This is a genomic window from Nocardia sp. 852002-20019_SCH5090214, from assembly GCF_001665865.1.
GTDB classification, from domain to species: domain Bacteria; phylum Actinomycetota; class Actinomycetes; order Mycobacteriales; family Mycobacteriaceae; genus Nocardia; species Nocardia nova.
In genome coordinates this window covers 1-13,759 of sequence record NZ_LZMK01000012.1, presented here as the reverse complement: position 1 = coordinate 13,759, position 13,759 = coordinate 1, and the positions used below count along the sequence as shown (strand labels likewise).

Sequence of the window (13,759 nt, the reverse complement as noted above, 5' to 3'; positions counted from 1 at the left end):
CTCCGTAGAATCGCACGGTGACCAGCGCAGCCCCTGATAACTCGCGAAATCGTGCCGACGCCCTCCCCAAGAGCTGGAACCCCAGCGATGTAGAGGCCGACCTGTACGAGCGCTGGGTAGCGGCCGGTTACTTCACCGCCGACCCGGCGAGCGAGAAGCCGCCCTATTCGATCGTGCTGCCGCCGCCGAACGTCACCGGCAACCTGCACATGGGCCACGCCTTCGACCACACCCTGATGGACCTGCTCACCCGCCGCAAGCGGATGCAGGGCTACGAGGTGCTGTGGCTGCCCGGTATGGACCACGCCGGTATCGCCACCCAGACCGTGGTCGAGAAGCAGCTCGCCGTCGACGGCAAGACCAAGGAAGACTTCGGCCGCGAACTGTTCGTCGACAAGGTCTGGGATTGGAAGCGCGAATCCGGCGGCGCCATCCAGGGCCAGATGCGCCGCCTCGGCGACGGCATCGACTGGAGCCGCGACCGCTTCACCATGGACGACGGCCTGTCCCGCGCGGTGCAGACCATCTTCAAGCGACTCTACGACGCCGGGCTGATCTACCGGGCCGAGCGCTTGGTGAACTGGTCGCCCTCGCTCGAGACCGCCATCTCCGACGTCGAGGTGAAATACGAGGACGTCGAGGGTGAGCTCGTCTCGCTGCGCTACGGCTCGCTGAACGACGACGAACCGCACGTCATCGTGGCCACCACCCGGGTGGAGACCATGCTCGGCGATACCGCGGTCGCGGTGCATCCGGACGACGAGCGATACCGGGCGCTGATCGGCACCACCGTGTACCACCCGATCACCGGTCGCCAGATCCCGATCGTCGCCGACGACTACGTCGACCCCGAATTCGGCTCCGGCGCAGTGAAGATCACCCCCGCGCACGACCCCAACGACTTCGAGATCGGCCTGCGGCACAACCTGCCGATGCCGACCATCATGGACAAGACCGGCAAGATCGCCGACACCGGAACCGAATTCGACGGGATGGACCGGTTCGAGGCGCGCGTCAAGATTCGCGAGCGGCTGGCCGACGAAGGGCGCATCGTCGCCGAGAAGCGTCCGTACGTGCACAGCGTCGGACACTCCGAGCGCTCCGGCGAACCGATCGAACCGCGCCTGTCGATGCAGTGGTGGGTGAAGGTCGAATCGCTGGCCAAGGCCGCCGGTGACGCCGTACGCAACGGCGCGGTGAAGATCTACCCGGCGAGCCAGGAACCGCGCTGGTTCGAGTGGGTCGACAACATGCACGACTGGTGCATCTCACGGCAGCTGTGGTGGGGCCACCGCATCCCGATCTGGTACGGCCCCGAGGGCGAGATCGCGTGTGTCGGCCCCGACGAGCAGGCGCCCGAGGGCTGGGTGCAGGACCCGGATGTCCTCGACACCTGGTTCTCCTCCGGCCTGTGGCCCTTCTCCACGATGGGCTGGCCGGACGCCACCCCGGAACTGGCGAAGTTCTATCCCACCAGCGTGCTGGTCACCGGCTACGACATCCTGTTCTTCTGGGTGGCCCGGATGATGATGTTCGGCATGTTCGTCTCCGACGATCCGGTCATCGCCGCCGGTAAGGATCCCGGACGGCAGCAGGTTCCGTTCGACGACGTCTTCCTGCACGGCCTCATCCGCGACGAATTCGGCCGCAAATACTCCAAGTCCAAGGGCATCGGTGTCGACCCGCTGCTGTGGATCGACGAATTCGGCGCGGACGCAACACGTTTCACCCTGGCCCGGGGCGCCCAGCCGGGTAGCGACCTGTCGGTCGGTCCGCCGCACGTGCAGGCCTCGCGCAACTTCATCACGAAGCTGTTCAACGCCAGCAAGTTCGCGCTCATGAACGGGGCCGCGCCGGGCGAACTGCCCGAACGCGCCACCCTCACCGACACCGACCGCTGGATCCTCGACCGGCTGGACGAGGTGCGTGCCGAGGTGGACGCTGCCTTCGACCGCTACGAATTCGGCAAGGCCTGTGAGGCGCTGTACCACTTCGCCTGGGACGAACTGTGTGACTGGTACCTGGAATTGGCCAAGGTGCAGTTCGCCGAGTCGGAGGAACGGGCCGCGAGCACGCGCATCGTTCTCGGTAACGTGCTGGATTCGGTGCTGCGCCTGCTGCACCCGGCCATCCCGTTCGTCACCGAAACGCTGTGGCAGGCCCTCACCGAGGCCGGCGAGGACGACTCGCTGGTGACCGCCGCGTGGCCGCAGTCCTCGGGTGTCGCCACCGATACCGTTGCGGCGCAGCGCATCGCGGATCTGCAGAAGCTGGTCACCGAGATCCGCCGGTTCCGCAGCGATCAGGGCCTGACCGACAAGCAGAAGGTCGCCGCGAAACTGATCGGCATCGATACCGCCGACCTGACCGGGCTGCACGCGGAGATCGCCACCCTGGCCCGGCTCACCGCTCCGGACGCCGACTTCTCCGCGACCGCCGCGGTGGAGGTGCGCCTGTCCGGCGCCACCGTCACCGTCGAACTGGACACCTCCGGTTCGGTCGACCTCGACGCCGAACGCCGCCGGCTGGAGAAGGATCTCGCGGCTGCGCAGAAGGACCTCGCCGCCACCAGCGCCAAACTCGGCAACGAGGCCTTCCTGGCCAAGGCGCCCGACGAGGTGGTCGCCAAGATCCGCACCCGTCGCGAGGTCGCCGAATCCGAGGTGGCCCGGATCGGGGCGCGGCTGGCGCAGATCACGGAGCCGGCGGCGAAGAAGTGAGCGGCGGCGAAGGATTCGACCGCGAACCGCTCGCCGGCGGTGCGGACCGGCTGCGCACCGGTCCCTCGCCGGTGGACCTCGCCGAAATGGCGCTGGTCGAGGCCGAACTCGACCAGCGCTGGGGTGAAACCAAGATCGAGCCGTCGCTGGCCCGGATCGCGACCCTGATGGACCTCCTCGGCTCCCCGCAGCAGAGCTATCCCGCCATCCACATCGCGGGCACCAACGGCAAGACCTCGGTCACCCGGATGGTCGATGCGCTGCTCACCGCGCTGCACCGGCGCACCGGGCGGTTCACCAGCCCGCATCTGCAACTGGCGACCGAACGGATCGCCATCGACAACGCGCCGATCAGCCCGGCCCGCTACGTCGAGATCTATCGGGAACTGCTGCCCTACGTCGAGATGATCGACGCGCGATCGACCGACGGAGCCCTCGGCGACGGACCAGGACCGCGGATGAGCAAATTCGAGGTCCTCGTCGCGATGGCGTACGCGGCGTTCGCCGAGGCGCCGGTCGATGTCGCGGTCGTCGAGACCGGGATGGGCGGCACGTGGGACGCGACCAACGTCATCGACGGGCAGGTCGCGGTGATCACGCCGATCGGCCTGGACCACACCGACTATCTGGGGCCGGATCTGGCCTCGATCGCCGGTGAGAAGGCCGGGATCATCAAGAAGTCGCCGCAGGATCTGCTGATTCCGCGCGACACCGTGGCCATTATCGCCGAACAGGATCCCGAGGCGATGGAGGTGCTGCTGCGGCGCGCGGTGGACGCCGATGCCGCGGTGGCCCGCGCCGGGTCCGAGTTCCGGGTGCTGTCGCGCCGCGTCGCGATCGGCGGTCAGGTACTGGAGATCCAGGGGCTCGGCGGCGTCTACGACGAGATCTTCCTGCCGCTGCACGGCGAACACCAGGCGCACAACGCGGCGCTGGCGCTCGCGGCGGTCGAGGCGTTCTTCGGCGCCGGCGCGCAGAAACAACTCGACATCGACGCGGTGCGCGCCGGATTCGCGGCGGCGGCCAGTCCGGGCCGGATGGAACGGATGCGCAGCGCGCCGACCATCTTCATCGACGCCGCGCACAATCCCGCCGGTGCGCGGGCGCTGGCCGCGACCCTCACCGAGGAATTCGACTTCCGTAAGTTGGTGGGCGTGGTCGCGGTGCTCTCGGACAAGGATGCGGCCGGCATTCTCGCCGCGCTGGAGCCGGTGCTGGACGAGATCGTTGTCACCACCAACGGTTCACCGCGGGCGCTCGGCATCGACGAACTCGCCGACCTGGCCGTCCAGCGTTTCGGTGATGAGCGAGTCGTCACCGCGAACAGCCTCGCCGATGCGGTGGAAACCGCGATCGCCATCGCCGAGGAAGCGGGCGACGCCGGCGAACCGGTATCCGGCGCGGGCATCGTGGTCACCGGCTCGGTGGTCACCGCGGGTGCGGCGCGCTCGCTGTTCGGGAAGGACCCCGCGTGATGCGGTGGGCCGGAGGCGGCAGCTTGCGTCACCACGCGGGCCCGGCGGAACGCGGCATCGGATACAGCGTGAAGCGGTGGGGCAGCTTGCGTCACCTCGCGGGCCCGGCGGAACGTGGATGCAGGGTGCAGTGGGAAGCTGGTGTCGAGGGCATCGGCGGTGCGGCGCGGAGGAGGCAACGTGGGTAGCGAGGACGATGTGCGCGGCGAGGCCGGCGCACCGAAGCCGGGTGTACCCGCGCCCGCGACCGACCCGTGGAAGGGTTTCCGCGGTGTGATGGCCGGTGCGCTGGTACTCGAGGCCATCACCGTGCTGCTGGCACTGCCGGTGGTCGGGGCCGTCGGCGGCGGACTGAGCTGGTGGTCGGTGACCTACCTGGTCGGCCTGGCCGTATTGATGTTCGTCGGCTCCGGAATGCAGCGCCGCTCGTGGGCCGTGCCGTTCAATCTCGGCCTGCAGGTGCTGGTGCTGGCCGGCGGATTCATCCATCTGTCGATCGGCATCATCGGCGTCGTGTTCGCGGCCGTGTGGGCGTTCATTCTGGTCCTGCGCTCCGACGTCAAACGCCGCATGGACCAGGGTTTACTGCCCAGCCAGCGGATGCAGGGCTCGTCCTGAGGGCTCGGTTCGGAATCCCGTGGCAGCGCCGGTTAGAGTGGCGCCGTGACTGAGCAGACGTTGGTACTCATCAAGCCGGACGGCGTGGCGCGAGGCCTGGTTGGTGAGATCATCACCCGCATCGAACGCAAAGGCCTGAAGATCGCGGCCCTCAAGCTCGAGCAGGTTTCCGAAGAACTTGCCGCCGCCCACTACGCCGAACACGCCGACAAGCCGTTCTACGGCTCGCTGATCGAATTCATCACCTCCGGACCGGTCGTTGCTGCCATCCTCGAAGGCCCGCGCGCCATCGCCGCCTTCCGCCAACTCGCCGGCGGCACCGACCCGGTCGAGAAGGCCGTTCCCGGCAGCATCCGCGGCGACTACGCCCTGGAAACCCAGTTCAACCTCGTGCACGGCTCCGACTCGCCCGAATCCGCGAAGCGCGAGATCGCACTCTGGTTCTAGCTCTGTCTTTCAGGCTCCGATTCGCACCGGCGGGTTCGCGGCCTCTGGGCTCGCCGTTCGGGCATCCGACGGCGAGCCGGCCGCGAACGGTCGCTCGGAGGACTCGCTCCGGGCCGGGTGAGCCGGTTTGCTCGCGGGTCGCGGCGACACTCCAGCCAGTGATCGACGTCGGTCGGCAAAGACCTCCTCAGGTGTAGGAAAGAGCCGCCGGTCGGGCCACGGAAACGGGGCGGTCGCGCTCCGATGGCGTACCAGTGGGTCGCTGTGTGGGATACTGGAAGCGGATGTGATCGACGCCTACCTATCGGGGCAGGTGGCGAACGCAACCGAATGGCACCGCGGCTCGACGCCGATCATCGCTGCCCCGGACGGTTACAAGACTCGCTGTTCGGCGGCACGCTGGATGAGCGCTCGAGCTCAGGTGTGCAAGCCAACAGCCAGGCGCCGCGTGACCAGTTAGCCCGAACGACGTACGACAGGTGATAACCGGGCACGCGGGGCGAGACCATCAGACCTTGCGCCACAGGCGTGAGGCGAACGGACAGCGCCCCCGCGTCGGCCGCGTCACTCTCGTACGAGTGGGACGCGCCCGGGGGCCCGAGGAGATTTCGTGGCCGATCAAGAGCCGCAAGGAACATCGCAGAGCAATGGTGAATCCACCTCGACCGAGGTGGCCGGGGTAGGGGAGGCAGCGCAGTTGCCCGAACGTATCCGGGTGCACGCGCTGGCGAAACTTTTGGGAACCACCAGCAAGCGCATCCTTGCCCACCTGACCGAACTGGGTGCGGAAGCCCGCAGTGCCCAATCCAGCCTGGACCGGACCGTCGCCGAATCCGTGCGCGACGCGCTCGTTCCCCCACAGGCCGGCGCCGAGCAACCGGTGGCCGAGCCCGCGACCGAACAGGCCGAGACGCCTGCTCCGGCGCCCGCCGAGAGTGCGTCTCCGGCGACCACATCCACCGCCGCGGCCGATACCGCGCAGACCGCCACCGCGCCGGATACGGCCGGCGAGCCCGTGCCGAGCGAGTCCGGCGCCTCCACCGCGGTCGCCGAAACCGAGGTCGCCGATACCGTGCAGGCCGCGGGCGTCGCCGAGGCCGCCGGCACGGCGAACTCCGCAGTGACATCCGAGTCGCCGGCGACCCCCGCCGAGCCCGAATCGGCACCCCACACTTCGCTGTTCACCAGCCCGTTCCAGCAGCCCGTCGCGCAGCCCGAGGAGCCGGTCGTCTTCGAGCCGGCGAGTATCGCGGCCGCGCCGCTGTTCCTGCCGCCGGATGCCGCGGCGGCCGAGGAGATGCGCCGCCGCCGGCGCGCCGAACGCGAGGCCAAGGCCGCCGAAAAGGCGGCCGAGAAAGCCGCTGAAAAGGCCGCCGAGAAAGCCGGCGAAAAGGTCACCGACACCGAGCCGGAGGAAACTCCGGCGGAGCCCGAGTCCGTCGCGGCAGCCGAGCCCGAGACCGAAGCCGGCGGCGACTGGGACGACGAGCAGTCGCGTGACGAGCAGGAGGACGGCGGTCGCTCGCGTCGTCGCCGCCGTGGCCGTCGCGGTCGCGGCCGGGGCCGGGGCGAACAGCACGCCGATCACGAGTCCGACGACGAATCCGACGACGAGGACGCCGAGTCGCACGCCGACTCCGACGAATCCGCCGAGGAAGCGGCCGCCGAGCAGACCGGCGAGGAGAGCGACGACGAGTCGGGTTCGACGCCGGAGGGTTCCACCCGCCGTCGCCGTCGTCGCCGTCGTCGCAAGGCCGGTGAGGACAACGAATCCGAGCCTGCCGACGACGATCCGCCGAACACAGTCGTGCACGAGCGGGAACCGCGCAACAAGCGCCGCGCGGTCGACGAGGTGCAGGGCATCAGCGGGTCGACCCGGCTGGAGGCCAAGCGGCAGCGTCGTCGCGACGGTCGCGAGGCCGGTCGCCGCCGCCCGCCGATCCTCACCGAATCGGAATTCCTGGCCCGTCGCGAGGCGGTCGACCGGGTCATGGTGGTCCGCGAGAAGTCGTTCCCGGCCGGTGAACACTCGCATGTCGGCGCGACCACCCAGGTGGCGGTGCTCGAGGACAACATCCTGGTCGAGCATTTCGTCACCAACACCGGCACGGCGTCCATGGTCGGCAACGTCTACCTGGGCAAGGTGCAGAACGTGCTGCCCAGCATGGAGGCGGCGTTCGTCGATATCGGCCGCGGCCGCAACGGCGTGCTCTACGCCGGTGAGGTGAACTGGGAGGCCGCCGGGCTCGGCGGCAAGGAACGCAAGATCGAGCAGGCTCTCAAACCCGGCGACACCGTCCTGGTGCAGGTCAGCAAGGATCCGGTGGGGCACAAGGGCGCCCGGCTGACCACGCAGATCAGCCTGGCCGGTCGCTTCCTGGTCTACGTTCCGGGCGGGACCTCGACCGGTATCAGCCGCAAACTGCCCGACACCGAGCGCAAGCGGCTCAAGGAGATCCTGCGCGATATCGTCCCGCAGGACGCCGGAGTGATCATCCGCACCGCGTCCGAAGGTGTGAGCGAGACCGAGCTGGCCCGCGACGTCGAGCGGCTGCAGGCCACCTGGAAGACCATCGAGAAGCAGGCCGAGAACGGGTCGGGCGCGCCGAAGACCCTGTACGAAGAGCCGGACCTGCTGGTCAAGGTGGTCCGCGACCTGTTCAACGAGGACTTCTCCAAGCTGGTCATCGAGGGTGACCGGGCATGGACGACCGTCGAGAACTACGTCCGCACCGTCGCACCGGACATGCTGGCCCGGGTCGAGCGCTACGAGAACAACGGCGCGGACGTCTTCGGCAGCCTGCGCATCGACGAGCAGCTGGCGAAGGCCCTCGACCGCAAGGTGTGGCTGCCGTCCGGCGGCACCCTGGTCATCGACCGCACCGAGGCGATGACCGTGATCGACGTCAACACCGGCAAGTTCACCGGTTCCGGCGGCAGCAACCTGGAAGAAACGGTCACCCGCAACAACCTGGAGGCCGCCGAGGAGATCGTGCGCCAGATGCGGTTGCGCGATATCGGCGGCATGATCGTCGTCGACTTCATCGACATGGTGCTGGAATCCAACCGCGATCTGGTGCTGCGTCGCCTCACCGAGGCGCTCGGACGCGACCGTACTCGCCATCAGGTGTCGGAGGTCACCTCACTCGGCCTGGTCCAGATGACCCGCAAGAAGCTGGGCACCGGACTGGTCGAGGCGTTCTCCACCACCTGTGAGCACTGCCACGGCCGCGGCATCATCGTGCACAACTACCCGGTCGAGACCGCGCCCGCCGAGGAAGGGGCCGGCCGCCGCGAAGGCCGTCGCCGCCGCAAGGACAAGGACCGCGACAAGGAGACCAAGCAGGCGAGCACCGCCGCGCCCGAGACCGCGGATTCGCATCCCGAGGAGGAGGCGGCCGTCAAGCGCGCTCATCCGGTCGCGCTCGCGATGGCCGCGCATCACACCGACGACGAGGTGGCCGAGGCCGCCGCGCCGGTCGAGGCGAAGGCGGAACCGAGCCCGCAGGCCAAGGGCTCGCGGGATTCGCGCCGGGGACGTGCGAGGGCGGCAGCGGCGGAGGTCACCGAATCCGCTGAAGCCGAAGCCGTGCGAGCGGAACCCGTGCCCGCGGAAGCAGCCGATTCCGTGGTCGCCGCCGGTCGAGACGGCTCCGAGCCGGTCGCGGAGTCCGAGCGGCCCGCACAGGAGCCCGCTGCCGAACGGGTGCCCGCGGTGACCGGCCGAATCGGAGCACAGTTGGCGCCGGCCGAGCCCACGTCCACTCCAGCTCCGGCGGAGACGAAGCCGGTCGAGAAGATGCCGGTCGAGAAGAAGCCGGACGAGCAGGCTCCGGAGGCAGGTGTCCGTCGCGGCCGCCGCCGGGTGGCTCGCACCGCGTCGGCTCCGTCGACCGACAGCCGGGGCGCGGTCTTCGTCCTGACCGACGCCGATCAGGACAGCGCGCCGAAGTTCTCGCTCGACGAGCTGGCTCCGGCCGAGGTGACCCCGCGGCAGCGGACCCGTCGCCGGTCCGCCGGGCGAGCCGCGGGCGCGCCGGAATCGCCGAACTGATCCGGGGCGTCGAACCGGAGAACTCGCAGCACAGGCCCCGCCCGCACGGCGGGCGGGGCGCCGCCGCGGATCGCGTTCGGAGTGGTGGCGACCCGGTTTGGTGCGTGGGGTGGCAGTCCTGTAATCTTGGACAGTCGCTGCCCGGTGACAGCACCGTGTTGTGTTGAGAAGACGCTGCGCTGTCATGAGATCCGGCTCGAAAACGAGCCCTCCGGTGCGGAAGAAGTACCGAGGCGGCGGTGACTATCAGACCAGTCGTACGGCGGTTTCCGGTGTCCACCGGCAGGCGGCCGTGTGAGCAGAGTGCCGAGCACTAGTTGAGGAAAGAGGGCAGCCGACCGATGGCAACGTACGCGATCGTCAAGACCGGCGGAAAGCAGTACAAGGTCGCGGTCGGTGACCTGGTGAAGGTCGAGAAGATCGAGGGTGAACCGGGCACGGCCGTATCGCTGTCGCCGGTGCTGGTGGTTGACGGCGCCGAGCTGACTACCGATGCCGACAAGCTGGCCAAGGTTTCGGTGTCCGCCGAGGTGGTCGAGCAGACCAAGGGCCCGAAGATCCGGATCCACAAGTTCAAGAACAAGACCGGCTACCACAAGCGTCAGGGCCACCGTCAGAAGCTGACGGTCCTGAAGGTCACCGGCATCAAGTAATTTCGACCTAGCGGAACCACCCGGTTTCGAATCGAGGAGTTTTCAGCCATGGCACATAAGAAGGGTGCGTCCAGCTCTCGCAACGGTCGCGATTCCAACTCCAAGCGACTCGGCGTGAAGCGCTTCGGCGGCCAGGCCGTCAAGGCCGGCGAGATCCTGGTTCGCCAGCGCGGAACCCACTTCCACCCCGGCGTCAACGTCGGCCGCGGCGGCGACGACACGCTGTTCGCCCTCGAGGCGGGCGCGGTCCAGTTCGGCACCAAGCGGGGCCGTAAGACCGTCAACATCGTGGTACCGGAGCCGGTGCAGGCCTGAGCCGCGCCGGAGCCTTCTCCACACATTCTTCGAAGCGGGCCAGGGTTTAGCAGATAAACCCTGGCCCGTTCGCCGTTCCGGGAGGCTCACCACCACCGTCCACCGAAACACAGAGGTCCAGCTGGCATGTCCAAATTCATCGATCGTGTGGTACTGCACGTCCGCGCCGGTAAGGGCGGCCACGGCTGTGCCTCGGTGCATCGGGAGAAGTACAAGCCGCTCGGCGGACCCGACGGTGGCAACGGCGGCAACGGCGGGGACGTGATTCTCGAAGTCGACCCGAACGTGCACACGCTGCTGGACTTCCACTTCCACCCGCACGCCAAAGCCGGCAACGGCAAACCCGGCGAGGGCGGTAACCGCGACGGCAAACAGGGTTCGGAGCTGCTGCTGAAGGTGCCCGACGGCACGGTCGTCATCGGCGACGGCGGGGAGGTCGTGGCCGATCTGGTCGGCGCGGGCACCCGGTTCGTGGCGGCGCGCGGTGGCCGCGGCGGACTCGGCAATGCGGCGCTGGTGTCGCGCGCCCGCAAGGCGCCCGGCTTCGCCCTGCTGGGTGAGGAGGGCGAGGAACGCGATCTCGTTCTCGAACTGAAATCCGTGGCCGATGTCGGCCTGGTCGGGTTCCCCTCGGCCGGAAAGTCTTCGCTCGTTTCGGTGCTCTCGGCGGCCAAGCCCAAAATCGCCGATTACCCCTTCACGACGCTGGTGCCGAATCTCGGCGTGGTGTCCAGCGGGGACACCACCTTCACCGTCGCCGATGTGCCGGGCCTGATCCCCGGCGCCAGCGACGGACGCGGCCTGGGGCTGGACTTCCTGCGGCATCTCGAGCGATGCGCGGTGCTGGCTCACGTAGTCGATTGCGCCACACTGGAACCCGGCCGCGACCCGATCTCCGACGTCGACGCGCTCGAGGCCGAACTGGCCGCCTATCGCCCCGCCCTGCAGGCCGACGCCGGCCTGGGCGATCTGGCCGATCGGCCGCGCGTGGTCATCCTCAACAAGGCCGATATCCCCGACGCCGCCGAATTGGCCGAGATGGTGACGTCCGAGTTCACCGAGCGCGGCTGGCCGGTGTTCACGATTTCCGCGGTGAGCCGGGAAGGTTTGCGGCCGTTGACCTTCGCGCTCGCCGATATGGTCCGCGAGTATCGCGAGGCGCATCCGAAGGCGGCGCCGAAGCGTCCGGTGATCCGGCCGGTGGTGGCCGGGGAGACCGGCTTCACCGTCGAACCCGATCCGGAGGTCGAGGGCGGCTTCATCGTCCGCGGCGAGCGCCCCGAAAGATGGGTGCGCCAAACGCAGTTCGACAACGACGAGGCCGTCGGCTACCTGGCCGACCGGCTCGCGCGCCTCGGCGTCGAGGACGAGCTGGTTCGCCAGGGTGCGGTGCCCGGCGCCGAGGTCACCATCGGCGATGTGAGCTTCGAGTGGGAGCCGCAGATCTCGGCCGGCGTCGATATGGTGATGACCGGGCGCGGGACCGACCCCCGCCTGGACCAGACCGACCGCATCTCCGCCGCCGAGCGCAAGCATGCCTCCCGGGTGCGCCGCGGCCTGGTCTCGGAGGACGAGGACCAACCGTGATCGCCCGCCACGCCGGTTTCGCCGGTGTGTGCGGGCGTGCCGGTCCGGTAGTCGTCGTGCGTCACGGTGGTGGCGCGTCAAGTGAGTGAGTGTTGTTGTGACACAGGTGGATTACGATAAGGGAGCGGTAACTACTAGGCAGTCGATCCGGACCGCGCGCAGCGTGGTGGTCAAGATCGGCTCGTCGGCGCTGACCAGCCTCGAGGGCGGACTCGACAACGCGCGCCTGGACAAGCTCGCCGAGGCGATCGAGGCCCGTATGCGCGCCGGATCGGATGTGGTGGTGGTCTCCTCCGGTGCGATCGGCGCCGGCATAGCCCCGCTCGGATTGGCCGCCCGCCCAAGGGATCTCGCGACGAAGCAGGCCGCGGCGAGCGTCGGCCAGCTGGCGCTGGCCCACGCCTGGGGCACCTCGTTCGCCCGATTCGACCGGGTGGTGGGGCAGGTGTTGCTCACCGCGGGTGACTTCGCCCGGCGCGAACACCACCGCAACGCGCAGCGCACCCTCGACCGTCTGCGTGCCCTGCACGCGGTCGCGGTGGTCAACGAGAACGACACCATCGCCACCGAGGAGATCCGCTTCGGTGACAACGACCGGCTGGCCGCGCTGGTGGCGCATCTGGTCGGTGCGGATGCGCTGGTTCTGCTGTCGGATGTGGACGGACTCTACGACGGCGACCCCCGCAAGGGCGCCGCGACATTCATTCCCGAGGTGCGCAACAGCGCCGACCTCGACGGTGTGATCGCCGGTAGCGGTGGCGCACTCGGCACCGGCGGTATGGCGTCGAAGCTCTCGGCCGCCCGCCTCGCCGCCGACGCCGGCGTGCCCGTCCTGTTGGCCGCCGCCTCCGATGCGGCGCTGGCACTGCGCGACGCCTCGGTGGGCACGGCCTTCGCCGCGCGTCCGGTCCGGTTGTCGGCCCGCAAGTTCTGGGTCCGGCACGCCGCCGACAGCCGCGGCGCCATCCACCTCGACGCCGGCGCCGTCAGGGCCGTCGCGCATTCGCGCCGGTCGCTCCTCGCCGCCGGCATCACCGGCGTCAAGGGCCGCTTCTACGGCGGTGATGTGGTCGACCTGCTCGCTCCCGACGGCCGCACCGTAGCGCGCGGCGTCGTCGAATACGACAGCACCGAACTGCAAGCCATGGCCGGCCACTCCACCTCCGAACTGCCGGAAGGTATGCAACGCCCCGTCATTCACGCCGACGATCTGGTGAAGCTGTAGGCATCTCGGCTCCGGATCGAGAGTCGTACCCGCAGCGCGAAAGCCACTCGGCCTCTGGACGTTCCGGCTCCGCCGCCGAGCCGTTCGATGAGAAGGCTGTCGAAACGTCGCGATCGATGCCGCCGTGTCGGTCGGCGACAACATTCTCGACGGAGTTCCTACCGCCGCGCCACGATGATCAACAGCGGTGCCCGGACCGGGCGGGGCGCGTTCCGCCCGGCCCGGCGGCGGCTGCCGAATCTCGCGCGACCGACTATCGATCGGCCCCGGGGATACACCGGTGGTCGGGAGTCGCCGATGTGTCGGTGTTGGGGATGAGGGCTACGTGTGTGCGCCGACGACAACGTCCTCGACGGGAGCTGCTACTCCTGTTCCGCAGTCGTCGGCCGGCTCACCTGGGTTGAGCGCTGGGTGATGTGTCCGGACATAGCTGGACTGCCGAAATCTCACGCCCCCGAATACCGATCAGCCCGGCGGCGATACCCCGGGTTGGTCGGGAGTCGTCGGTGTATCGGTGTTGGGGATGGGGCCGGTGATACCTGGCTGACCTTCCTGGTCGGTGAGCGGAGGCGCCGACGGGTCGGATGGGCCGGGCAGCTCGGTCATCGGAATCGACGCCCGCGGCGCTCCGATCTCGGTGGCGGCGGACTGCCAGCCGGATCCGA

The 13,759-nt window shown here is 68.9% G+C and carries 9 protein-coding genes and 1 pseudogene; 9 read left to right on the top strand and 1 reads right to left on the bottom strand.

The annotated features are described in order from the left end of the window. The first annotated feature begins 17 nt into the window (after positions 1-17). From A5780_RS01055 to proB, 9 genes are all read left to right on the top strand, one after another. Positions 18-2,720 (top strand): valine--tRNA ligase, encoded by a 2,703-nt coding sequence (locus A5780_RS01055; RefSeq protein WP_063017688.1) that lies wholly within the window; start codon positions 18-20, stop codon positions 2,718-2,720. Between the two features lie 86 nt (positions 2,721-2,806). Next, entirely contained in the window at positions 2,807-4,195 is a 1,389-nt protein-coding gene (locus A5780_RS01050; protein ID WP_064907507.1) for a folylpolyglutamate synthase/dihydrofolate synthase family protein, read from the top strand. Positions 4,196-4,471: 276 nt separating this feature from the next. Then, positions 4,472-4,813 carry a DUF4233 domain-containing protein gene (locus A5780_RS01045; protein WP_082857361.1) on the top strand — a complete coding sequence of 114 codons (342 nt, stop codon included), beginning with the start codon at positions 4,472-4,474 and terminating at the stop codon, positions 4,811-4,813. A 45-nt stretch (positions 4,814-4,858) separates the two neighbouring features. Then, a complete protein-coding gene (gene ndk, locus A5780_RS01040; protein WP_030512744.1) occupies positions 4,859-5,260 on the top strand; it encodes a nucleoside-diphosphate kinase in 402 nt (133 codons plus the stop codon). A gap of 610 nt (positions 5,261-5,870) precedes the next feature. After that, on the top strand, positions 5,871-9,314 hold the full coding sequence (locus A5780_RS01035; RefSeq protein ID WP_064907491.1) for a translation initiation factor IF-2 N-terminal domain-containing protein: 3,444 nt from the start codon (positions 5,871-5,873) through the stop codon (positions 9,312-9,314). Positions 9,315-9,655: 341 nt separating this feature from the next. Then, positions 9,656-9,967, top strand: a complete 312-nt coding sequence (rplU, locus tag A5780_RS01030) for a 50S ribosomal protein L21 (protein WP_030512746.1) — start codon at positions 9,656-9,658, stop codon at positions 9,965-9,967. A 48-nt stretch (positions 9,968-10,015) separates the two neighbouring features. Then, complete coding sequence (gene rpmA / locus A5780_RS01025; protein ID WP_030512747.1) at positions 10,016-10,282, top strand: 50S ribosomal protein L27; 267 nt, start codon at positions 10,016-10,018, stop codon at positions 10,280-10,282. 126 nt (positions 10,283-10,408) lie between these two features. Continuing rightward, positions 10,409-11,869 (top strand): GTPase ObgE, encoded by a 1,461-nt coding sequence (gene obgE, locus A5780_RS01020; RefSeq protein WP_064901607.1) that lies wholly within the window; start codon positions 10,409-10,411, stop codon positions 11,867-11,869. Positions 11,870-11,975: 106 nt separating this feature from the next. Beyond that, complete coding sequence (proB, locus tag A5780_RS01015; protein ID WP_063017715.1) at positions 11,976-13,094, top strand: glutamate 5-kinase; 1,119 nt, start codon at positions 11,976-11,978, stop codon at positions 13,092-13,094. A 465-nt stretch (positions 13,095-13,559) separates the two neighbouring features. Here proB and A5780_RS41670 read toward each other — a convergent pair. After that, positions 13,560-13,759, bottom strand: a pseudogene (locus tag A5780_RS41670) (hypothetical protein); the annotation flags it as partial.

Bases quoted from the DNA above. Each gene is read 5' to 3' on its own strand.
- rplU (WP_030512746.1), top strand. From the start codon at position 9,656: ATGGCAACGTACGCGATCGTCAAGACCGGCGGAAAGCAGTACAAGGTC.
- A5780_RS01050 (WP_064907507.1), top strand. From the start codon at position 2,807: ATGGCGCTGGTCGAGGCCGAACTCGACCAGCGCTGGGGTGAAACCAAG.
- A5780_RS01045 (WP_082857361.1), top strand. From the start codon at position 4,472: ATGGCCGGTGCGCTGGTACTCGAGGCCATCACCGTGCTGCTGGCACTG.
- rpmA (WP_030512747.1), top strand. From the start codon at position 10,016: ATGGCACATAAGAAGGGTGCGTCCAGCTCTCGCAACGGTCGCGATTCC.
- obgE (WP_064901607.1), top strand. From the start codon at position 10,409: ATGTCCAAATTCATCGATCGTGTGGTACTGCACGTCCGCGCCGGTAAG.